The organism is Amycolatopsis dendrobii (assembly GCF_014145675.1).
GTDB classification, from domain to species: Bacteria; Actinomycetota; Actinomycetes; order Mycobacteriales; family Pseudonocardiaceae; genus Amycolatopsis; species Amycolatopsis dendrobii.
The window spans coordinates 78,056-100,248 of sequence record NZ_JACGZW010000003.1; the positions used below are offsets into that span (position 1 = coordinate 78,056).

Genomic DNA, 22,193 nt, shown 5'->3' on the forward strand with positions numbered 1-22,193 from the left:
GTCAGCCCCCGTTCGGCTTATAACTGGAATTCGCGTCCTGGCGGTACGGCGCGCTCTGCCATTCGCCGATGCCGATGATGTTGCTCATTTCCTTGGCGACGAACGTCCACGGCCCGGCGTACGCGTTGTCGTGCCAGGAATTGTCCTGCTGGAACGTGATCGCCTGCTGAATCACCGCGCCCTGATACGGCGACCAGTCCGGGTAGCTGCCGAAGTTCGACAGCACGCCCGTCCGGCCGCACACCTCCTCGCAGCCGAGCGCCTTCGAGTTGAGCGTGAACTGGTTGTGCTGCACCACGACCCGCTGGGTCTTCCACCGGCAGTCGCCGTACAGCGGCTTCTTCGCGATCCCCGGCGCGGAACAGGTGCTGACGTTCGGCACGAGTTTCGTGCACGAGCCGCTGGAGGTGTTGGCCGGGCTGTTGCAGAACCGGTCCGCGTTCTCCCACAGGATGACGCCGTTCCAGTTGTCCTGCAGCAGGTTTCCGGAAATTTCCAGATTGCTCGTCCGAGCCTTCAACCGCGGTTCGCCGCCGGATTCGGAAAGGTAGATCGTCGCCGACGGGAACGGGTCGCCCCGATCGGCGTGCGCACGGCCGTCAGGCAGGTTGTTGCGGCGGAAGGTGTTGTTGCGGATGACCGCGTTGTAGCTGGTCTCGTAAATGATCGCGGCGCTGTCGTTGTTCTCGATCAGGTTGCCCTCGATCAGGAAATCGTTGTTGTTCGTGTCGGCCCACAGCCCGGTGCCGCGGTTGTCGTGGATCCAGTTGCCGACGACGTCCGCGCCGTCCACCGCCCAGAACTTCATGCCGCCGGTGCAGCCGCACTCCGGGACCTTGGCCTCCCAGTTCGCGGTGTTGTTGCCGGTGACCTCGGTGCCGCGCAGCACCAGCCCGGTCACCGCCGCGGAACCGGAGTAGGCGTTCAGGCCGTACTGCCCGTTGCGCCGCAAGCAACTGTCGAGGATCTGCTGTTTCGGCCCGGCCATCAGCCCGGCCCCGTCGTTGTCCTGCACGGTCAGGTGCTGGATGACCCAGCCGGGCGCCGAATCGTGGTTGACCACGCCCTCGTCGCGCGGCGCGGTGAAGCCCTGCACGGTGAACGAGGCGAGCCGGACGTCCTTGGCCGGGCCGGCGAAGGCGTACCGGTTCTTCTTGCGCCCGTCGAAGACCGCGCCGGGAGCGCCGAGGTAAACGTCGCCGTCCTTGGGCTGTACCTGGGCGTACTCGTCGTCGCTGAGCCGGTGCGTGCCGGGGGCGAGCCAGAACGTGGTGCCCGCCGGGGAGTTCTTCGTCTTCGTCGGCAAATCGTCCACCACGGCCGGATCCACCGGGACGGCACCGGCGGGCGCGGCCGCCGGACCCGGCGGCACGTGGTCGCAGACCGCGGCGACCGGGCCCCGCGGCGACGTCGATCCGGCGGCCGGAGCGGGCGCGGCTCCGGACGAGCTGCACGAAGCCAGCGCGAGCGGGAGCAGCACTCCCAGCAGCAAAGTCCTTCGCACGGCGGATCCTCTCGACATCAGGGCAGGCGGAGCACGGTGGTCAGCGGTCCGGTGACCGGGCCGGAGCCGACGAGCGTGGTGGCGGGTTCGCGACGGCCGAAGCCGGGCGAGTACCAGCCCAGCGGCGGATTCGTCTCGCCCCGATGCGCGGTCCAGCCAAGCTGCGGCGGCAGCTCCATCGTCGCGCTACGGCCCTGCCAGGTGAGCCGCGCGGTGTTCCCGTCCAGCTCGACCTCCAGCAGCGGGCCGAGGTGGAAGGCCAGTTTGGCTTGGCCGCTGCCGGTCACCTCGTCGACCACGGTCAGCGTCCGGCCGGACAGCTCGACGGTACGGCGATGCAACGCCGGGGCGTAACCGTCGTGTTCGGCCTGCCACTGCGTGGGCGTCGAGGCGAGAGTGCGCGAGTTTGCCTGCCGCGTCCACAGGAACGGGCCGCCGGAAGTCGATTGGTCGACACCGCCGAGCTGCAGCGTGTTGTGGCCGAGCGTGGAGCGGAAGTACGCGCGCCACTCGGGTTCGCCGTGATAGCAGTACGTTCCCGGATCGGCGAGGATGTCGACGCCGTCGTGCCGGACCTCGATGGACAACGCGTCGGCGTGCGCGTGCGCGGCGATGGCGAGAAAGCCGTGCGGGCCACTGTCGCAGCGGCACCAGATCTCCGGACCGTTGTCGCTGCGCAGGATCGTCAGGCCCGCGTCGGCGAAAACCGGCTGCTGGCGGACGTTGTCGAGCTGCGGCACCCGGAAGCGCAATGCCGTGAACAACGCGGTGCGCACGTCGTCGGCGGGCAGCTTCGGCCACCATTCCGCGCGGCCGAACAACGCGTCGCCGGTGGCCAGCAGCGAATGCCAGCGGTCCGTGTCCGGCCCGTCCACGATCAGGCCGAAGCCGTCGTCGGCGTCGCCTTGGCGCGGCGGCCGTCCGGCACAGTCCACAATGGCCGCGAGCGCGTCACACATCGCCCGCAGTTCCAGCCAAGTCGAGCGCGGCAGCCGCGGACCCGCTTCCAACGCGGCGGCGAGGCCCAGTTCCAGCACGAGCCCGTGGTACTCGGTGGCGAGCTCGCGGTTCAGCCCGGAGGTAAAGGTGTTGGCCCGCAAGTGGAAGTCGAGCGAGTGGATCGCGTCCGATCGCCAGCGCGCGGACTCCGGGTACCAGTCGAACGCACACGACGCCGCCAACTGCCCGGCGGCCTCGGCCAGCACGTGGTTGTTCGCCGACGTGCCCCGGCTCGGGAACGCCGCCAGCCACCGCTGGTGATGCCAGATCTGCCGCAGCGCCTCGGGATTGTCCTCGAACAGCCCGGACGCGCCGGACCAGCCGTCCAGCAACCGGCGCACCCACACCCACGACAGCAGCCGGATCCCCAGCTCGATCCCGCTCAGCCAGTGCACGCCGCGCATCGGCGGGTTGGCCGCCCACCAGGACTTCAGCTGGTCGGCCACGCGATGCGCGTAGCGGTCGTCGCCGGTCACCCGGTACGCCGCGGCCAGCACGGTCAGGTGCTGATGCCGCGAGGGTTCCCAGATCTGCTTGATGTCGCCGATCGCGTTCTCGTCCCGGTACGGGATCTCGAACGAGTACTGATCGCCCGGCGCGCGCCGCCCGGTCTTCGGATCGAACGCCCAGTCCGGCGCGACCAAATCGTCCCGCTCCACCCCGAAGTACTCGGCGTGCCCGTCCATCAGCCGGTCCGCCGCCGCGACCAGCCGGTCCCGGCCAGTCGCGGGCACCTCCGGCTCGGCGGGCCAGACCGGGAACCGCCGGGTCGCGGACCAGGCAGGCTGCCGCTGGGCTTCGCCGCGCCACCGCTGCTTGCGCACGATGTCGCCGACGCGGCCGACGATCTCCGCCGGTCCCATCGCGGACAGCCGGCGCAGGTACCAGGAAGGGTCCATCACTGCTCCAACCGCACCGGCGCACCGGTTTCGAGGCTGCGGTGCACGGCCAGCGTCGCCAAAGTCGTGGACACGAGCGAGTCGAGGCTGATCGGCATCGCGACGCCGGTCTTCAACGCGGTGATGAACGCGTCCAGTTCGGCCTGCTGACCTTTGTCGCGGGCCTTCGGGAGCCGCGAGCTGGTCCAGCGCTTGCGCCCGTACACCGAGGCGCGGACGAAATCGTCGAATTTCAGCACCTTGCCGTCGGCGAGCACCTCCAGCGTTTCCTTGGGGAACGCCGTGCTGCCGCTGGTGATGTAGCTGATCGTCGCGGTCGAGCCGTCCGCGTAGCGCAGCAGCACCTGGAGGTCGTGGTTGCCGGGCGTACCGGTGGCGTAGACCGAAACCGGGTCGCTGCCGAGGAACCAGCTGACCGTGTCGATGAAGTGCCCGCCCTCGCCGACGAACCGGCTGCCCTCGGAGTCGGCCTGGTTGTACCAGCTGTTCGCGTCCAGCCTGCCCGCGTTGACCAGGTACCGCACCGAAGCCGGGCCGACGCGCGGGCCGAACTGGTTTTTCGCCTCGACCAGCAGCGGCGCGAACCGGCGGTTGAACCCGACCTGCAGCCGGTTGTTGCCCGATTCCGCGACCGCGTCCACGACGCCGCGCAATTCCTTCTCCGACAACGCGAGCGGCTTCTCCACGAAGACCGCCTTGCCCGCCAGCAGCGCGCGCCGCGTCAGCTCGGCGTGCGAGCTGTGCCGGGTCACCACGAAGACCGTGCTGACCTGGTCGTCTTCCAGGAGCGCGTCGACGTCGGTGCTCGCCGAGACGAAACCGAACTTGCGCTTCGCGTTGGCCCCGGACAGCGCGGACGTGGTGACGACGTCGGTCAGCAGCACGCGTTCGTCCCCGGCCAGGTGCGGCAGGATCATCGACGACGCGTAGTTGCCCGCGCCGATGAACCCGATCCGCAAGTCCCGCAACGGTTCCGGCCGATTGTCGACGACCGGAGCCGCCGGAACCGCGGACACCACGCTTTCGTCCTCGGCGGGCGGCGCGTCCGGGTAGCGGAACAGCACCGCGACCGCCTTCAGCTCGCCCTCGTTGAGCGCCCGGTAGGTCTCCACCGCTGCGGAAAAGTCCGCGGTGTGGCTGATCAGCGGCGTCACGTCGAGCTTGCCCCGCGCCGCCAGGTCGAGGAAGCACTCCAGGTTGCGCCGTTCCGTCCAGCGCACGTAGCCGATCGGGTAGTCGCGGCCCTCCAGCTCGTAGGCCGGGTCGTAGCGACCGGGCCCATAAGACCGGGAGAACCGGACGTCGAGTTCCTTTTCGTAGTAGGCGTTCCACGGCAGGTTCAGCGAGATCTTGCCGATGTCCACCACCCGGCCGCGGTCGCGCGCGAGCCGCGCGGCCAGCTCCACCGGATCGTTCGACGCCCCGCCCGCGGCGAGATACACCTGGTCGACGCCGTGCCCGCCGGACAGCTCGGCCACCGCCTGGTCGATCTCCCCGGAAGCCGGATGTCCGCAGGCGAGCGCGCCCAGCTCCCGTGCGAGTTCGCAGCGCTGCGCGTCCGGATCCACGCCGACCACGCGCGCGCCGGCCGCCACCAGCAACTGCACGACCAGCTGCCCGATCAGGCCGAGCCCGATCACCAGCGTGAGGTCGCCGAGCTGCGGTTCGCCGCGCCGGACGCCCTGCATCGCGATCGCGCCGACCGTCGCGAACGCCGCCTGCCGCGGCGAAAGCCCGGACGGCACCTTCGCGTACAGATTCTTCGGCACCCAGTTCAGCTCGCTGTGCAGCGCGTGCTCGTTCCCGGCGCACGCCACCAGGTCGCCGACCACGACGTCGTCGATGCCCTCGCCGACCTGCTCGACCACGCCGCACAGCGAGTAACCCAGCGGCGTATAGGAATCGAGCTTCCCGGACACCTTGCGATACGTCGCGGCGAGCCCGTTCGTCGCGACGCTCTGCATGACCTTCGCGACCTGGTCCGGCCGCGACCGGGCCTTGCCCAGCAGCGACATCCCGGCCTCGGACACCTTCATCATCTCGGTGCCGGTCGAGATCAGCGAGTACTGGCTGCGGACCAGCACGCCGCCCGGTTTGCACGCCGGCACCGGGACGTCGAGCAAAGCCAGCTCGCCGCTCTTGTAGTTCTGCACTACCTGTTTCACTGGACTCCTAGCCGCTCTCCGCGGAGAGCCCCGCGGTACCAGTACTCGAGGGTCAGCACGTGCCAAAGATGTTTCGCGCGGTCCTCGCGCCCGGCGGCGTCCTCGGCCACCAGCTTGCGCAGGGCGTCGCGCTGCAGGAATCCGGATTCGACCAGTACGCCGTCCTCGATGACCTCCCGCACCAGCGGTGCGAGGTCCCGGCTCATCCACGCCCGCAGCGGCGCGCTGAACAGGCCCTTCGGCCGATAGACGATTTCGTCCGGCAGGATCGCCGTGGCCGCCTTCTTCAACGCCACCTTGCCTTGCCGGCGGGCGATCTTCTCCCGCCCAGGCACCCGGAACGCCGCGCGGACCACCTCGACGTCCACAAAGGGCGTTCGCACCTCGGTGGAAGCGGCCATGGTGGACCGGTCGGTGTAGGTGAGGTTCAAGCCGGGCAGGAACATCCGCGCGTCGGCGAGACACATGCGGTTGACCTGGTCGGTCAGCTTCGTGTCGTAGTAGACGTCGGCGTGCTCGGTGAGCACATCGTCCACTTCGGACTGAAGATCCGGCGAGACCAGGTCGAGCAGTTCGGCCCGGTCGTACATGGTGTAGCTGCGCCGGAACGCCGTTTCCTCCGGAAGGTCCGCGAAGGACAGGAACCGCTTCGCGAACCGCACCGACCGGTAGCCGCGCGTGGACGACGCGACCGGCAGCCGGTCGACCGCCGCCCCGATCGCCCGGCGAGCCACCCCCGGCACCCGGCGGTAGCGCAGCGCCAGCAGGTTCGCCAGATGCTTGCGGTACCCGGCGAACAACTCGTCCGCGCCCATCCCGGACAGCAGCACCTTCACCCCGGCCTCGCGCGCGGCCGTGCAGATCAGGTACGAGTTGATCGCCGCCGGATCGCCGATCGGTTCGTCCAGGTGGTGCGTCATCCGCGGCAGCAGGTCCTGCACGTCCGGCGCGATCTCGATCTCGTGCAGGTCCACGCCGAACTGCCGGGCGACGATCCGCGCGTAGCGGAGGTCGTCTGGCATTGCCTCGAATTTCGCGTCCTCGGGACGGAAACCGATCGTGTAAGCCGAAATCCCCGGCTGCTCGCGCGCGGCCAGCGCGGTGAGATAGCTGGAGTCGAGACCGCCGGAGAGGAAGGTCGCCACCGGGACGTCGGACAGCAGGTGCTTGCGGGTGGAATCCTCGACGACCGCGTGCAGGTCGACCTCGCCGCGATACGCCGCGCCTTCCTCGGCGACCTCGCGGAGCGACCAGTAAGTCCCGGTCTCCGTGCTGCCGTCCGGCCGGAACCGCAACCACGTGCCTGGCGGCAGTTTCTCTGCCTCGCGGTAGGCGCAGCGGCTGTCGGGGACCCAGTAGTACAGCAGCGAAGCGATCATCGCCGCTTGGTCCACGTTCAGGGTGTCGCCGAGTTCGCGGGCCAGTGCTTTCAGCTCCGACGCGAACACGACCCCGCCGCCGCGCCGTACGAAGAACAGCGGCTTGATCCCCAGCTGGTCCCGCACGAGGACCAGCTCGCCGGTGCGTTCGTCGTACACCGCGAAGGCGAACATCCCGCGCAGCCGCGGCAGGCAGTCCGTTCCCCATTCCCGCCAGGCCCGCAGCAGCACCTCGGTGTCGGAGGTGCCGCGGAACCGGACCCCGGCAGCCTCGAGTTCGGCCCGCAGCTCCGGCGCGTTGTACAGCTCGCCGTTGTAGGTAAGGGCGAGGCCCTCGGCCGTCATCGGCTGCGCGCCCGTTTCCGAGAGGTCCACGATGGACAGCCGCCGGTGTCCTAAGTGGACGTCCCGGTGGTCGTAGCGGCCGTCGCCGTCCGGCCCCCGGTGCGCGAGGCACTGGGTGAGCCGATCGGTGAGCGGGCCGCCGTCCGGCCAGCTGTACGCGCCCGCGATGCCGCACATGCGCTTGGTTCCCCCTAGCTTTCCTGGACGGGTTTGAGCCGTCTCGTCGGCGCGTCCGGATCCACGTCCATCCGCTCGTGCGGCGACGGCGGACGGGTCCGGTCGAGCGGACGGCGCCTGCGCTCGGTGTCGCGCTTGCCCGGCCACTCGATGGGTTTGGCTTCCTCGCGCAGTTCCAGCTCGGCCGACTGCTTTTTCGCGACTACCGCCGCCCGCCCTCGCAACGCCGTGTGCAGCCCGTCCCAGAGGGTGCCGTCGGTGTGGTCCTTCGGATCCGGATCGACCAGCACCACCCCGAGGATCGGCACCCCGCAGTCGGCGAGTTGCCGCGCGACGGTGTGCAGCCACTGCGTGTTCGCGAACCCGGCGCGCACCACCAGCACGGCCTCCGCGCCGAGTGCCGACAGGTCGGTCCACGCCGTGCCCGGAGCGGCCGTGCCGACCCCGACCCGGCGCACCGCCCGCGCCACCGCGGGGTCGCCTGCCTCGACCACCTGGACGTTCCCCTCCACCGGCAGCTTCGACACTTCCTTGCCCGGCAGGTCGTCCACGAGCACCACCGGCCCGTCCTCGGCCAGCGACCGGCCGAGTTCCACGGCCAGCTCCGCCGCGGTCGAGGCCGCGCCGATCTCCAGCAGCGACAACGACGCCCGGTCCTCCCGCGCCGCCCGCGCGAGCGTGAGCGCGACCCGGCTGGACTCGGTCACCGCCTTCGACCGCCGCCACAGCTTCGCCGGGCCAATCGGCTTCACGCCGACCTGCGCGATCACCGAAGCCCCGAGGTGCTCCGAAATTTCGCGGCGCAAGACCGGCCGGTCCCGGACCAACGCGGTCACCGCGGCGAACGCGAGCCCGAGTGCGAGGCCAAGGGCCAGCCCGACGCCGCCGTCCGTCCCATAGGTCTTCAGCTTCGACACCGGCTGGATCGCCGGCGCGTCCACGATCTGCGTCCCGGCGATGACCTCCGGCGACCCGATCCCGGCCTGCTGCGCCTGGTTCTGCAAATCGGCGATCTTCGACACCAGGTTCGCGCGCTGGGTGTACAGCTGCTCCAGCGCACCGGCGTTGGAGTTACGGCCCTTGCCGACCTCAGCCGCCGCCTGGTTGTCGATGTCCGCCAGCTGCGCCTGTGCCTGATCCCGCTGCTGCAGCAACGCCTTCGAACGGCCGGTCGCGGCTGCCTGCGTGCGCTGTGCGTGATCAGCGATGAACGCTTCGGCGAGCGCCTTGGCCTTCGCGACCGCTTCGTCCTTCGACTTCGCCTTGACCGTCACCTGCATGACGTTGTTGGTGAGGCCGAGTCCGGCGTAGTCCTTGAGGAAATCGGACGGCGATTCGGGGTTGTTGATCCGTTTCAGGGCGGCCGCCGCCATGTTCGCCGTCGAAAGCACGGCGACGTCGGTGCGCATCAGCGTGCCGCTGTCGGTCGGTGAATCGTCCGGGTGGATCACCATGATCTTCGTGACCGCGGTGGGCGGCGCGGGCAGGAAGATCGCCACCGCACAGCCGAGGATCAGCCCGGCCAGCGCCGTCGTCAGCCAGAACCGCCGTTTGCGGCGCAGCGCGACCACCAGCCGCTGAAGATCGACCAGCGGCTGGGCCTGTCCCGCGCTCATCGCGCACCCGCCAGCTCGTCAGTGCGCTGCTTCGCGACCGGCTTCTGCTTCGGCCCGCCGGCCAAGTGGACTTCGCGGGCCAGCACAGTGCCGAGAATTTCGTGCCCGGCGTCCGAGCAAGCCTCCGAAATCGCGACCAATTCCCACGCGTTGCGCGAGCCGAGCGACACCACCACGAGCACCCCTGCCGTTCCGTCCGGCACGATCGGCTGCGCCCCGGGTACCACCTCGATCTCGGTCACCGTCGCCTCGACCCGGATCCGGTCGCCGCGCGCGGTGTCCGCGAACTGCTCCGCGACCTGCCGCGCCGAGGCGTCCCCGCGCGGAACGAGGATCAGCAGCCGCAGCACTCCGTCGCGATCCGCGCCCAGCCGCGCGAGCACACGGCGGTACCGCACCTCGCGCGCCGCGTCGTCCGCCGACGCCGGCACTTCGGGCAGATTCCACGGCCGGTCGTTCCCGACCGCTTTCCGCCACCACTTCGCCGGTGCGTCCGAGGCCGCCGGGATGTCAATGCTCGCCAGCACCGGAGCACCCAGCGCGGCACCGATTTCGCCTTCGCTGCGCGGCCTCCGGTCGGTCCTCGCGCCGAACAGGTAGCCCAGGATCCCGAGTACGAAGAACAAGACCGCGCCGCCGACCGTCAGCTGAAGGAACGTCGGCGCGGACGGCGAAGACGGCCGTTCGGACGGGCCAAGCACGACCATGTTGCCCGCGCCGGTCGCCGCGTCCGCCGCGTTGAGGTTGTTGACCGCCTGCTCCAGCGCGGTCCGCAGTCCCTGCAACGTCGTGCGGGCCTGCACGCCCTCGACGCTGTCGCCGTTCGCCACGGCCTTCGACAGATCGAGGATCCGCTGGTTGGTCTGCGTGATCTGCTGCCGCAGCGCTTCCTTCTGCTGTTGCGCCAGTTGCGCGGCCTGATCCGCGGAATTTCCGAGCAATTGCGTCGAATACTTCACGAACTCGCCCGCGACCTGGTCGGCCAGCTGCTGCGAGCGCTCCGGGCTGGAGCCTTTCGCGGCAATCGTCACGACATTGCCCTGCGCGACCGACGCGGCGACCGATTTCTGCAGATCCGTCCCGCGAATTCCGAGGCCCAGCGCGGCGGACGCCCGGTCGAGCACGACCGAACTCGTCGCCACCTGCGCCTCGGTCAGCAGTTCGTCCGGCTGCCGCGGTCCCTGCAGCAACACGCTGGCCTGCGCCTCGTATCCCGGCGAAAGCACAGTGGAAGCCCCGGCCCCGGCACCCGCGCCGACCACCGCGAGCAGCAGCAACGCTCGCCATCGTCGTCGCACGACCTTCCCCACGACGGAGAGGCGTATTGTTTCGTCACTCAAAACCAGGTCTCCCCTCACGGGCCGACGCACGGGTCATTGACCCCGTCGCGGCACCGCACCGGTTGGTTACACCAACCGGCCGAACCTTGTTCGAACTGCGACCCGGTTCAAGCCAGCGCACGCTCGTACGCCTTGATCAACGCCGCCTGGGAATTGCCCCAGGCGAGCGGTCCGCGCACGCGTTCCCTGCCGAGCTTGCCCATGCGTTCCCGCTGCTCCGGGTCGTCAAGGAGCACGGCGACGAGCTTCGCGAACTCCGCGACGTCGTTGGCCGGGGCGTACAGCGCGGCCTCGCCCGCCGACACCCGCGCCTCGCGCAATTCGAACGACACCATCGGTTTGCCCATGGCCATGTACTCCATGACCTTGTTCATCGTCGACACGTCGTTGAGCGGGTTGAGCGGATCCGGCGAAAGGCACACGTCGGCCGCGGACAAATACCGCAGCAGATCCTCGTCCGACACCCGGCCGGTGAATTCCACCTGCCCGGACAATCCGAGCTGATGCGACAACTCGACCATCTCGTCGAACGTGTCGCCCGCGCCGACGAACACCGCGTGCCAGTCGTCGCGGCCCACCTCGTCGCGCAGGGAAGCGAGCGCGCGCAGGGCGTAGTCCACACCGTCCTGCGGACCCATCACGCCGAGGTAGCACAGCAGATTCGGCTTGCCGCGCTTGAGTTCCGGCTCCGCCGGCACCTCGTGGAATCGCTCCACGACCGGAGCGCTGCGGACCACGAACACGTCTTCGGGCCGCTTGCCGCCGCGGATCCGCGCGACCTGGCGGTAGCTCTCGTTGGTGGAGAGCACGACGTCCGCGGCGCGATAGGTGGAGCGTTCCAACGCACAAACGCCGCGGTAAAGGAAATCCTGCCCGCGGTCGAACCGCGACAAATACAGTTCCGGCACCAGGTCGTGCTGATCGAAAATGAACTTCGCACCACGTCTTCGCAACATGCGGGCGACGAGGAACAGCAGATCCGGCGGGTTGCAGGCGTGCACGACGTCGACCCGGCCGATCTTGCGCGCGAGACGGAACGTGTGCCACAGCGCGGATCCGTACTCGCGCGCGTATCCCGCGGGCCCGCCGGTCGCCGCCTGCAGCGGATACCGGTGGATGTGCACGCCGTCGAGCACGACCTCGGCTTCGGTGTCCCGTTTCGTGCCCTGCGGGCAAATCACGTGCACCGTCATGCCGGCGTCGCGCAGCGTCTGGCATTCCTGCCACACGCGCCGGTCGAACGGCACCGACAGATTCTCCACGAGAATCAGCGCGATCCGGTTCCGCAGGATTTCGTTTTCGGAAAAGCCTTCACCAGGCAAGGCCGACGTACCCCTCTTCCGCCCGGCGCACAGCGGCGTCCGGGACGCGAACCAGATCGACCAGCACCGGCCCGCTGCCGTGCGGCAGTGCGGCCAGCACCTCCGGATCCGAGGTGCCGATCAAGCACACCTCGGCGTGGTCGAGCACCTCCTGCACCGACCCGGCGAGCAGTTGCCCGAGGTGCGGCAGGCGGCTTTCGATGTACTCGCGGTTGGCCCCCATCAGCCGCGACAGGCTGACGTTGGCATCGTGGATCTTGAGGTCGTATCCCTTGCCGAGCAAGCGTTCCGCGAGTTCGACCAGCGGACTCTCGCGCAGGTCGTCAGTACCCGGTTTGAACGACAGCCCGAACAGCCCGACCTTGCGTTTCCCGGTCCGCGCGACCAATTCGAAGGCCCGGTGGAGATGTTCGGCATTCGACGGCAGCACGTGGGCGAGCAACGGCACCGAGACGTCCGCCTGCCGCGCGGCGTAGACCAGCCCGCGCAGGTCCTTCGGCAGGCAGGAGCCACCGAACGCGAACCCTGGCCGCAGGTAGGCCGGGCTGATGTTGAGCTTGCGGTCGGCCAGGAACACGTCCATCACCTGATGCGAATCAAGTCCGAGTGCCCGGCAGATCGCGCCGAGTTCGTTCGCGAACCCGATCTTCACGCCGTGGAAAGCGTTGTCCGCGTACTTGGTCATCTCCGCGACCGGGATCGGCACGCGGAACACGTCGCCGGGCAGCCCCTCGTACAGCTTCGCCACGACGTCGCCGCTGCCCGGATCGAACTCGCCGATCACCGTTTTCGGCGGCTGGAAGAAGTCGCGGACGCTGGTGCCCTCGCGGAGGAATTCCGGGTTCACCGCGACGCCGAAGTCGACCCCCGCGGTACCGCCGCTGTGCTTTTCCAAGATCGGCACGAGCAGCCCGAGACAGGTGCCCGGCAGCATCGTGCTCCGGAACACCACCGTGTGCCGATTTTCGTTGCTGCCCAAAGCTTTTCGTTCTTTCAACGCGTCACCGATCTCCTCGGCGACGCGCTGCAGATACTCGGTGGAAAGACTCCCGTTGGGCGCGGACGGCGTACCGACGCACACCAGGGAAACGTCCGTCTCGAGGATCGCTTCGGCCACCTCGGTCGTCGCCCGCAACGCACCGGACCCGACCACCTCCGCGGTCAATTCCCCGATCCGTTCCTCGACCACCGGCGCCTTGCCGGCCTTCACGAGATCCACCTTCGCCGGATTGACGTCTACTCCGACGACCTCGTGTCCTTCTCCCGCCAGGCAAGCCGCGGACACGCACCCGACGTACCCCAGCCCGAAGACGCTGATCTTCACAACGAAACCTCCGCCCGACCGCTCGCTGCTCATTGGTCGGAGCACGGACGGGCTTCGTTACCGGTTCCGCATAACAAGGCGGGAACCCGTGTCACCGCACGGATTCCCGCCTTGCGCCGCCCACCGGACCGGCGGTTACCCCATCCGGCCCTACCGGCAGGGGAATTTGCCCACGGTTGTCCGGAAAGGGCAGTGAATGCCTTCCGAAGCTTCGAAAAATTCAGTTTCCGCCGACGAACTCGGAAGCCAGCTTTTCACCCGTGCTCGTGGCCGCGGAGTGGTCCTCGATCGGGTTCACCGTCGAGTTCTTGAAGCACACGTAGGTGACCCCGGAGTCGACTCCGCCGTTCTTCGGGTCCGGGTTGATGCCGAGATCCTTGGCCGTCGCGTAGGACGCCTCGCCGATGATCTTGTTCGGCCCGGTGTCCCCGATGACCGCGTACTCGACCTTGCCGTTGTAGATCACCGCACAGGAGCCGCCGCCGCTGAGCCCGGAGTTCTCGTAGTTCCAGATGCTGCTCGAACTGGGGACGACGATGTACGGCAGTTTGGCGGCGTCGAGCGGTTTCCCGTCGGATTGCGGGAAGGCGGTGTCCGGGAGGAAGCAGCAGTCGGTGTTCTCGTTGCACTCGGTGGTGCGCTGGCCGTCGCAGTCGATGTCCATGTCGGCTTTCCAGAAGACCGCCTTGCCCGCGTCGCAGACCGGGACGGTCGCACTGCCGGAGTCTTCGTCGGTTTTGTATTTGCCGTTGGAGATCTGCTTGCAGGACGCCACCTTGGCAAGAATCTGGTCCGCGGTGGGGCCCGCCTGAACCGCTTCCGGACCGGTGGTCGCCGCGGCGGCGAGCGCGGTCGGCAGGACGGCGGCGGCTATCGCCAGAATCGCGAGCAGGACGAGTTTCCGCATCGACGCTCCCTGTTTATTAGGAAACTTTCCTTACGGCGGCGCGCGCTCAGGATGCCGCCGACCGGATGCGGTCACAACCCGCCAAAAGAGGGTGTTTTTTCCCGCCGAACCGATCAGTCCGTGAAGGTGCCCCCAAGAATCCCGGTCCGTGAAGGACCCCTTGAGGGCATCTGAGTACGTGAAGGAGCCCTTCACGGCCCGCGGGTTACCGCCCGGGCCGCGATGCCCACCGCGCCGGGAATCGACGCGGCCGGCGGCTCACTGCCTCGGCCCACCGAGGGCTCAGGTCCGACCGGATTTCCGTCCGCGACCGCACCAGCGCCGCCCCGCGCACCCCGCCGACGTTCGCGTACACCCGCGTCGCGCCGGCCTCGCGCAAATGCGTCAGCACCCGCCGGTCGAACCGGCCCTCCGGCAGCGAAAACCGCCGCACCGGCGTCCCGCTCAGCTGCTCCAGCAACCGCGGCGCCTCGTCCAGCTCGCGGCGCACCGCGAAAGAACCGTCGAACCGCCGCCAGTCCAGCCGGTCCCAGCCGTGCGATCCGACGTGCATCCCCGCGTCCACCAGCTGCCGCAGCCCGTCGCGGTCGACGTACCCGCGCTCGCCGACCCGGCCCGCCAACGGGAAGAACTCGGCGTACAGCCCGCGCTGGACCAGCCGCGGCAACGCGATCTCGACATCGGAGGAGTTCCCGTCGTCGAAGGTGAGCTGCGCACCCGTTCCCGAGACGACGTCCAGCAGCGCGTCGAACTGCTCCACGGTGATCCACCGCTCGTCCTCGCCAGGATCGAGCGCCCGCTGGGGCTTGCCAATGCCGTGCACCGCAAAGGTGATCATCGCGCCTCCCGTCCGTCGTACCGTACCCGATTAATCGGATTCGCAAACGGAGTAGTTACCGACGCCGATCCCATGGTCAACACTGCATTTCCGGCTCAGGCTAAACACTCCCGCAGGAAAATCGGAATACGTCCACACTTGTAGACAGCTGACAGCTTCACACGTTTGGGTGAAGGTTCAATGATTGCGCTGATAGTGCCGCCGCGCCTTCTCCCGGTTGCCGCAAGCCGCCATCGAACACCAGCGCGCGCGATTGGCCCGGCTGCGGTCGAGCAGGAACAGCTGGCACTCGTCATTCGCGCAGGCCCGCAACCGTCCGGGAAGATCCTTTTCCAGCGCCGCCCAATCCAGAACCGCTTCGGCGGCCAGCCGAGCATGCGACGGCGTCTCCACTGACCAATGCAGCCCGCCCGCGGAAACCTCCGGAACCTGGCGCACCCCGTCGAGGAGCGGACGCAACACGACCGGCGAACTGTCCCCGCGCACGACGTCGCGCAGGAGATCTCGCGCCTGACGCAGCAATTCCAGCTCCGCGGCGCTCCCGTCACCGCCCCGCTCACGCGCCCACCGCTGGTCCAGCGCGTCCTGTTCCTCGCCATTGATCAGCGGCCTGCTGTTGAGCAGGTCGAGCACGTCCATCGAAGCTCCCTAACCAGATCGAACCCTTTGACAGGTTAGCTCCGCCATGCTTCCATGGCGAACACCTAACCAGATTAAAACTACAAAGGGGTTAGACATGATCCAGCACCGGACGACGACCGTCGACGGCCACGAGCTCTTCTACCGCGAGGCCGGTCCCGCCGACGCCCCCGCGATCGTCCTGCTGCACGGGTATCCGACCAGCTCGTTCATGTTCCGGCACCTCATCCCGCTGCTGGCGGGCCGCTACCGCGTGCTCGCGCCGGACCACCTCGGCTTCGGCTACTCCGCCGCGCCCTCAGCCGACGAGTTCGACTACACCTTCGACGCACTCGCCGACCTCACGTCCGGCCTGCTCGACCAGCTCGGCCTCGACCGCTACGCGGTTTACGTCCAGGACTACGGGGCCCCGATCGCCTGGCGGCTCGCGCTCAAGCACCCCGGCCGGATCTCCGCGATCGTCACGCAGAACGGCAACGGATACGAGGAAGGCTTCGTCGACTCGTTCTGGACCGGCCTCTGGGCCTACGGCGCGAATCCCGGCCCGGACACCGAACCGGCCGTCCGCGCGGCGCTGAGCTACGACGCCATCCGCTGGCAGTACCTGCACGGCGTCCCCGACCCGAGCCTGGTCAGCCCCGACACCTGGGAACACGACCACGCCCGGGTCTCCCGCCCTGGCAACGACGAAATCCAGCTCGCGCTGTTCCGCGACTACCAGCACAACCGCCCGCTTTACCCGCGGCTGCACGAATTCCTGCGCACCCACGACGTCCCGGTCCTCGCCGTGTGGGGCCGCAACGACGAGATCTTCGGCCCGGCCGGCGCGGAGGCCTTCGCCCGCGACGCTCGCGACACCGAAGTCCACCTCATCGACGGCGGCCACTTCCTGCTGGAAAGCCATCTCGACGTCGTCGCGGGCTACCTGCACGGCTTCCTCGGCCGCGTACTGAAGTAGCCAGGCTCGCCCCGCCTGCCCGAACTGACCTACTTCCGGATCTCCAGCGTGCAGCACTTCGGCCCGCCGCCGGCCTTCCGCAGCTCCGAAATGTCCACGTACACCGGCTCGTAACCCCGAGCAGCGAGCCGCGCGCCGAGGCCGGTCGCCTCGACCGGCAGCACCACATTGCGGCCGTCGGACACCCCGTTCAGCCCGAAGCACTCGGCGTCGGCCGCGGTGGCGAGGACGGCGTCCGGGAACATCCGGCGCAGCACGCGCTGCGAGCCCGGCGAGAACGCGTCCGGGTAGTAGACGACCTGCGCCGTCGTCGTGTCGGTCGCTTCGGCCAGCACGAACAGCGCGGTGTCGAGGTGGTAGTAGCGCGGGTCCACCAGCTGCAGCGACACGACCGGGACGCCGAGCGCCTCCTGCGCCTCGGCGTGCGCGGCCGGGTCGGTGCGGAAACCGGTGCCGGCCAGCAGCACCCGGCCGGTCCAGGCGAAATCGCCCTCGGCCTCGTTGATCTTCTCCGGCATGGTCAGGTCGCGGTAGCCGTGTTCGAGGAACCAGCGGCGGAAGTGCTCCGCCTCGGCGGTGCGCTGCGGGGCGCGGAACCGCGAGCCGAGCACGCGCCCGTCGACGACGGTGCCCGAGTTGGCCGCGAACACCATGTCCGGAAGGCCGGGCTGCGGGTCGATTTCCTCGACGGTGTGGCCGAGGCGGCGATAGGTGTCGCGCAGCTCGGTCCATTGCGCGACGGCGACGTCCGCGCTGACCGGCTTCGAGGGGTCCATCCAGGGGTTGATCGCGTAGTCGACGGCGAAATAACGCGGCGGGCACATCAGGTAACGGCGGGGTGTGGGCACCCGCGGCGGCACAACCTCTCCCTGCATGCAACAAGGCTAAGGTCGACCTAATCTCGCAATCAATCGCTGTTCACTGCGCACCTGCGTGCTAAACATTGCGTGTGAACACCATCGACCAGCGAATCGTTTCCTGCCTGGTGGCCAACGCCCGCTCCAGCTACGCGGAGATCGGCAAGGTGGTCGGGCTGTCCGCCCCGGCGGTGAAACGACGCGTGGACCGGCTGCTGGAAACGGGCGTGCTGCGCGGCTTCACCGCGGTCGTCGACCCGGAGGCGCTCGGCTGGGGCACCGAGGCGTTCGTCGAGGTCCACTGCCAGGGCAACGTCACGCCCGGCCGCATCCGCGCCCGGCTGGAACCGCTGACCGAGGTCGTCGCCGCGTACACGGTGTCCGGCGCGGCAGACGCGATCGTCCACCTGCGCGCCGCCGACATCCACCACCTCGAGACCGCCTTGGAACGACTCCGCGGACTCGAAATCATCGACCGGACTGTGTCCACGGTGGTGCTGTCCCGGCTGTTGGAGAGACCGCCGACTCCGTCGTGAGTGCCTACTGTCGTGAGTGGCGATCACGGTTCTAACCGTGATCGCCACTCACGAGCCCCGCACCCGCCCCCAGCTGGCTCGCCCGCCCTGGCTCGCCCGCCTGGCCCGCCTCGCCCGCCTGCCCCCGCCTCGCCTGGCCCGCCTCGCCTGGCCCGCCTCGCCTGGCCCGCCTCGCCCGCCTCGCCCGCCTGCCCCGCGCGAGTGTGCGTTGCCGTCGGGTGTCGTGAGTGGCGATCACGGTTCTAACCGTGATCGCCACTCACGACGATGCGATGCTGACCCCTATGACCGACCGCATTCACAGCGAGCACGACCAGGGCGTCGCACTGCTCACCGTCGACGCTCCGAAAAGCCGCAACGCACTCACCCTCGACCTCTCCGCCGAGCTGGCCGCCGCGGTCGCGCGCGCCGAGGCCGACGAGAGCGTGCACGCCGTGATCGTTACTGGCGCCCCGCCAGCGTTCTGCGCGGGTGCGGACCTCACCGCGCTCGGCAAGGCCGACGCCGAAGGGCTGCGCTCGGTGTACGCCGGGTTCCTCGCTGTCGCCGGATGCAGCCTGCCGACGATCGCTGCGGTCGGCGGGGCCGCGGTCGGCGCTGGTCTGAACCTCGCACTGGCCGCCGACGTCCGGCTCGTCGGACCGCACGCCAAATTCATCCCTCGGTTCCTCGAACTCGGCTTGCATCCCGGCGGCGGCATGACCTGGATGTCGCAACGAATCCTCGGTCCGCAGCAGGCGTCCGCGATGGCGTTGTTCGGCGAAACCCTTACCGCGGAATCCGCGGTAAGGGTGGGGTTCGCACTGCGCTTTGTGGACGGCGATCACGACGCATTGGTCCAGGCCGCCCGCGACCTCGCCGCCCCGACGGTCGCCGCTCCGCGCGAGGTAGTGCTGTCCACCAAGCGGACTATGCGGCAGACGAGCGGCCTCACCGAGCACGCCGCCGCGGTCGACGCCGAACTCGCTCCGCAGCTGGAATCGCTGGCCGCACCGGCATTCGCCGAGCGATTGGCGGCGATGAAGGCACGCATCAGCGGCCGCTGAGCGCCGTCGCGCACAAATTCCCACATTCCGGGAACCCTCAACCTGGAGCAAACTGCTGGTCAGTGCCGCACGGGCGGTGAGAGACGCGCGTCACTCCGGACGCGGGCCCGATTCGCCCTACGATCGAGGACACCCCGGTGGGCACTCGGCCTGGACACCCCACACTTGACCGCACTCCGACCGCCGCCTGAGGTGTGGCGAGTAACCTCGGAAGCAGGCCTCGGCGGGCTCCCCGGGGAGCCGACCCTGGCCCGCAGCACGCCGGGAGAGAGGGATTCCCTGACCCATGAGCACCAGTGCGAACGGCAGCGCGGCCGGGAACGGGCAAGGCGCGCTGACCGCGTCCCGCTCCACCGAGGTGAACAAGCTGGACCGGGTGGTCATCCGGTTTGCCGGCGACTCGGGCGACGGGATGCAGCTGACCGGCGACCGGTTCACCTCGGAGGCGGCGGCCTTCGGGAACGACCTGTCGACCATGCCCAACTTCCCGGCCGAGATCCGGGCGCCGCAGGGCACCATCCCCGGCGTCTCGTCCTTCCAGGTGCACTTCGCCGACTACGACATCCTCACCCCGGGCGACCGGCCGGACGTGCTCGTCGCGATGAACCCCGCCGCGCTCAAGGCGAACGTCCGCGACGTCCCCCGCGGCGGGACGATCATCCTCAACACCGACGAGTTCTCCAAGCGGAACCTGGTCAAGGTCGGCTACGACACCGACCCGCTCGAGGACGACTCGCTCGCGCCGTTCCAGGTGCACCGGGTCGCCATGTCGAGCCTGACCCAGGGCGCGCTCGCCGACACCGGCCTCGGCAAGAAAGACGCCGAACGCTGCAAGAACATGTTCGCCCTCGGCCTGCTGTCCTGGATGTACCACCGGCCCACCGAGGGCACCGAACGCTTCCTGCGCGAGAAGTTCGCGAAGAAACCGGACATCGCCGAGGCCAACATCCTCGCCTTCCGGGCAGGCTGGAACTACGGCGAGACCACCGAATCGTTCGCGACCACCTTCGAGGTCGCGCCCGCGAAGCTGGACAAGGGCACCTACCGGCAGATCACCGGCAACACCGCGCTCGCGTACGGGATCGTGGCCGCCGGACAGCAGTCCGGGCTGCAGATCCTGCTCGGCACCTACCCGATCACCCCGGCCTCGGACGTGCTGCACGAACTGTCCAAGCACAAGAACTACGGCATCATCACCTTCCAGGCCGAAGACGAGATCGCCGGCATCGGCGCCGCCCTCGGCGCCTCCTACGGCGGCGCGCTGGGCATCACCTCCACCTCCGGCCCCGGCGTCGCGCTGAAATCGGAGACCATCGGCCTCGGCGTGATGACCGAACTGCCGCTGGTGATCATCGACGTGCAGCGCGGCGGCCCGTCCACCGGCCTGCCGACCAAAACCGAACAGGCCGACCTGCTGCAGGCCATGTTCGGCCGCAACGGCGAATCCCCGGTCCCGATCATCGCGCCGCTCTCGCCCGCCGACTGTTTCGACGCCGCGATCGAGGCCACCCGGATCGCGCTGCGCTACCGCACCCCGGTGCTGCTGCTGTCCGACGGCGCGATCGCCAACGGCTCCGAACCCTGGCTGGTCCCGAACGTCGAGGACCTGCCCGACCTGCGCGTGGAATTCGCCTCCGAACCCAACTCCGACAACGGATCCGGCGAGTTCTGGCCGTACGTGCGCGACCCCGAGACGCTCGCGCGGGCGTGGGCGATCCCGGGCACTCCCGGGCTGCAGCACCGCATCGGCGGGCTGGAGAAGGCCGACGGCACCGGCCACATCTCCTACGACCCGGACAACCACGACACGATGGTCCGGCTGCGCCAGGCGAAGATCGACGGCATCGACGTCCCGGACCTGGAGGTCGACGACCCGTCCGGCGAAGCCCGCGTGCTCGCTTTGGGCTGGGGCTCGTCCTACGGCCCGATCGGCGCGGCCTGCCGCCGCGTGCGCAAGCTCGGCATGCCGATCGCGCAAGCGCACCTGCGCCACCTCAACCCGTTCCCGCACAACCTCGGCGAGGTCCTCGCCCGCTACGACCGGGTCGTCGTGCCGGAGATGAACCTCGGCCAGCTCGCGCTGCTGCTGCGGGCGAAGTTCCTGGTGGACGTGCATTCCTACACGAAGGTCGCCGGCCTGCCGTTCAAGGCCGAGGAACTGCAGAACGTGTTCGCCGACATCATCGCCAACCTCGTTCCGGAGGGCGTCAAGTGACCGCCATCGATCTCGGGCTGCCGCAACTGGGCGGCATCGACCTGGTGCCGACCACCGACGAACCGCAGAAGGCCAAGGACTACAAGTCCGACCAGGAAGTCCGCTGGTGCCCCGGCTGCGGCGACTACGTCGTGCTCAACGCCGTGCAGTCGTTCCTGCCCACCCTCGGGCTCAAACGCGAGAACATCGTCTTCATCTCCGGCATCGGCTGCTCCTCGCGGTTCCCGTACTACCTCAACACCTACGGCATGCACTCGATCCACGGCCGCGCGCCGTCGATCGCGACCGGGCTCGCCACCACCCGCCCCGACCTGTCGGTCTGGGTCGTCACCGGCGACGGCGACGCCCTGTCCATCGGCGGCAACCACCTCATCCACGCGCTGCGGCGCAACGTGAACATCAAGATCCTGCTGTTCAACAACCGCATCTACGGACTCACCAAGGGCCAGTACTCGCCCACCTCCGGCCAGGGCATGGTCACCAAATCCACCCCCATGGGCTCGCTCGACACCCCGTTCAACCCGCTGTCGCTCGCGATCGGAGCCGAAGCCTCGTTCGTCGGCCGCGCGATGGACTCCGACCGCAAGGGCCTCACCGAAGTCCTCGAAGCCGCCGCGAAACACCGCGGCTCGGCACTGGTGGAGATCTACCAGAACTGCCCCATCTTCAACGACGGCGCCTTCGACGTCCTGAAAGACAAAGACGAAGCCGCGTCCCGGCTCATCCCGCTCCGCGCGGGCGAACCCATCCGCTTCGGCCCCGAAAGCGAATACGGCGTCCGCCGCGGCGACTGGGGCGGCCTCGACGTCGGCAAGGTCGCCGAAATCGGCGAAGACAACCTCGTGGTGCACGACCCCTCCATCGCCGACACCTCCTACGCCTTCGCCCTCACCCGCCTCGGCGACCAAAACCTCAACCACGTCCCCACCGGCATCCTGCGCCAAGTCGAACGCCCCACCTACGACGACGCCGCACGCGCCCAAGTCGAACAAGCCCGCGAGGCCAAGAAGCCGGACCTGCAAGGACTGCTGCGCGGCAAGGACACCTGGACCGTCGCGTAAGTTCTCAGTCCACTCACGACAGAGGCCGCCACTCCCGACTTTCGGGGAGGGCGGCCTCTGTCTTAT

Annotated in this window: 17 protein-coding genes; 5 read left to right on the plus strand and 12 right to left on the minus strand. The window is 68.9% G+C overall.

The annotated features are described in order from the left end of the window. Position 1 precedes the first annotated feature (1 nt). The 11 genes from H4281_RS08510 to H4281_RS08560 form a co-directional block, all read right to left on the minus strand. Positions 2 to 1,525: a right-handed parallel beta-helix repeat-containing protein gene (locus H4281_RS08510; protein ID WP_376771851.1), complete on the minus strand. Its 1,524-nt coding sequence runs from the start codon at positions 1,523 to 1,525 to the stop codon at positions 2 to 4. Further along, positions 1,522 to 3,402, minus strand: a complete 1,881-nt coding sequence (locus tag H4281_RS08515) for a heparinase II/III family protein (RefSeq protein WP_182890344.1) — start codon at positions 3,400 to 3,402, stop codon at positions 1,522 to 1,524. Before H4281_RS08515 ends, H4281_RS08510 begins: the two co-directional genes overlap by 4 nt. Next, entirely contained in the window at positions 3,402 to 5,567 is a 2,166-nt protein-coding gene (locus H4281_RS08520) for a bi-domain-containing oxidoreductase (RefSeq protein WP_182890345.1), read from the minus strand. Before H4281_RS08520 ends, H4281_RS08515 begins: the two co-directional genes overlap by 1 nt. After that, on the minus strand, positions 5,564 to 7,468 hold the full coding sequence (asnB, locus tag H4281_RS08525) for an asparagine synthase (glutamine-hydrolyzing) (protein ID WP_182890346.1): 1,905 nt from the start codon (positions 7,466 to 7,468) through the stop codon (positions 5,564 to 5,566). Before asnB ends, H4281_RS08520 begins: the two co-directional genes overlap by 4 nt. 14 nt (positions 7,469 to 7,482) lie before the next feature. Beyond that, entirely contained in the window at positions 7,483 to 9,084 is a 1,602-nt protein-coding gene (locus tag H4281_RS08530; RefSeq protein WP_182890347.1) for a Wzz/FepE/Etk N-terminal domain-containing protein, read from the minus strand. Then, entirely contained in the window at positions 9,081 to 10,382 is a 1,302-nt protein-coding gene (locus H4281_RS08535; protein ID WP_182890348.1) for a YveK family protein, read from the minus strand. The genes H4281_RS08530 and H4281_RS08535 overlap by 4 nt, the downstream gene beginning before the upstream one ends. A 149-nt stretch (positions 10,383 to 10,531) precedes the next feature. Next, entirely contained in the window at positions 10,532 to 11,653 is a 1,122-nt protein-coding gene (locus H4281_RS08540; RefSeq protein ID WP_376771852.1) for a glycosyltransferase family 4 protein, read from the minus strand. Positions 11,654 to 11,735: 82 nt separating this feature from the next. Next, positions 11,736 to 13,070: a nucleotide sugar dehydrogenase gene (locus tag H4281_RS08545; RefSeq protein WP_182890349.1), complete on the minus strand. Its 1,335-nt coding sequence runs from the start codon at positions 13,068 to 13,070 to the stop codon at positions 11,736 to 11,738. A gap of 220 nt (positions 13,071 to 13,290) precedes the next feature. Then, the gene (locus tag H4281_RS08550) at positions 13,291 to 13,977 is read right to left on the minus strand and encodes a glycoside hydrolase family 75 protein (RefSeq protein WP_182890350.1); all 687 of its coding nucleotides are present in this window, start codon (positions 13,975 to 13,977) and stop codon (positions 13,291 to 13,293) included. 205 nt (positions 13,978 to 14,182) lie between these two features. Beyond that, positions 14,183 to 14,815 (minus strand): polysaccharide deacetylase family protein, encoded by a 633-nt coding sequence (locus H4281_RS08555; protein WP_182890351.1) that lies wholly within the window; start codon positions 14,813 to 14,815, stop codon positions 14,183 to 14,185. Positions 14,816 to 14,992: 177 nt separating this feature from the next. Next, a complete protein-coding gene (locus H4281_RS08560) occupies positions 14,993 to 15,454 on the minus strand; it encodes a CGNR zinc finger domain-containing protein (RefSeq protein ID WP_182890352.1) in 462 nt (153 codons plus the stop codon). Positions 15,455 to 15,551: 97 nt separating this feature from the next. Between H4281_RS08560 and H4281_RS08565 the strand changes: the two genes are divergently transcribed. Beyond that, a complete protein-coding gene (locus tag H4281_RS08565; RefSeq protein ID WP_182890353.1) occupies positions 15,552 to 16,412 on the plus strand; it encodes an alpha/beta fold hydrolase in 861 nt (286 codons plus the stop codon). Positions 16,413 to 16,441: 29 nt separating this feature from the next. Here the strand turns inward: H4281_RS08565 and ddaH are convergent, their stop codons facing one another. Beyond that, on the minus strand, positions 16,442 to 17,287 hold the full coding sequence (gene ddaH / locus H4281_RS08570) for a dimethylargininase (RefSeq protein WP_246411613.1): 846 nt from the start codon (positions 17,285 to 17,287) through the stop codon (positions 16,442 to 16,444). 74 nt (positions 17,288 to 17,361) lie between these two features. Here ddaH and H4281_RS08575 point away from each other — a divergent pair, with 74 nt between their 5' ends. From H4281_RS08575 to H4281_RS08590, 4 genes are all read left to right on the plus strand, one after another. Continuing rightward, on the plus strand, positions 17,362 to 17,805 hold the full coding sequence (locus tag H4281_RS08575; RefSeq protein ID WP_037712217.1) for an Lrp/AsnC family transcriptional regulator: 444 nt from the start codon (positions 17,362 to 17,364) through the stop codon (positions 17,803 to 17,805). 284 nt (positions 17,806 to 18,089) lie between these two features. Further along, positions 18,090 to 18,851, plus strand: a complete 762-nt coding sequence (locus H4281_RS08580) for an enoyl-CoA hydratase (protein WP_182890354.1) — start codon at positions 18,090 to 18,092, stop codon at positions 18,849 to 18,851. A 286-nt stretch (positions 18,852 to 19,137) separates the two neighbouring features. After that, complete coding sequence (locus tag H4281_RS08585; RefSeq protein ID WP_182890355.1) at positions 19,138 to 21,066, plus strand: 2-oxoacid:acceptor oxidoreductase subunit alpha; 1,929 nt, start codon at positions 19,138 to 19,140, stop codon at positions 21,064 to 21,066. After that, positions 21,063 to 22,127, plus strand: coding sequence for a 2-oxoacid:ferredoxin oxidoreductase subunit beta (locus tag H4281_RS08590; RefSeq protein ID WP_182890356.1), 1,065 nt, complete (start codon positions 21,063 to 21,065; stop codon positions 22,125 to 22,127). Before H4281_RS08585 ends, H4281_RS08590 begins: the two co-directional genes overlap by 4 nt. Positions 22,128 to 22,193: the final 66 nt, after the last annotated feature.

What these genes read in the sequence shown, in the direction of transcription:
- H4281_RS08515 (WP_182890344.1), bottom strand. Translation starts at nt 3,402, where the DNA reads ATGGACCCTTCCTGGTACCTGCGCCGGCTGTCCGCGATGGGACCGGCG.
- H4281_RS08560 (WP_182890352.1), bottom strand. Translation starts at nt 15,454, where the DNA reads ATGGACGTGCTCGACCTGCTCAACAGCAGGCCGCTGATCAATGGCGAG.
- ddaH (WP_246411613.1), bottom strand. Translation starts at nt 17,287, where the DNA reads ATGCAGGGAGAGGTTGTGCCGCCGCGGGTGCCCACACCCCGCCGTTAC.
- H4281_RS08565 (WP_182890353.1), top strand. Translation starts at nt 15,552, where the DNA reads ATGATCCAGCACCGGACGACGACCGTCGACGGCCACGAGCTCTTCTAC.
- H4281_RS08530 (WP_182890347.1), bottom strand. Translation starts at nt 9,084, where the DNA reads ATGAGCGCGGGACAGGCCCAGCCGCTGGTCGATCTTCAGCGGCTGGTG.
- H4281_RS08550 (WP_182890350.1), bottom strand. Translation starts at nt 13,977, where the DNA reads ATGCGGAAACTCGTCCTGCTCGCGATTCTGGCGATAGCCGCCGCCGTC.
- H4281_RS08580 (WP_182890354.1), top strand. Translation starts at nt 18,090, where the DNA reads ATGACCGACCGCATTCACAGCGAGCACGACCAGGGCGTCGCACTGCTC.
- H4281_RS08555 (WP_182890351.1), bottom strand. Translation starts at nt 14,815, where the DNA reads ATGATCACCTTTGCGGTGCACGGCATTGGCAAGCCCCAGCGGGCGCTC.
- asnB (WP_182890346.1), bottom strand. Translation starts at nt 7,468, where the DNA reads ATGTGCGGCATCGCGGGCGCGTACAGCTGGCCGGACGGCGGCCCGCTC.
- H4281_RS08585 (WP_182890355.1), top strand. Translation starts at nt 19,138, where the DNA reads ATGAGCACCAGTGCGAACGGCAGCGCGGCCGGGAACGGGCAAGGCGCG.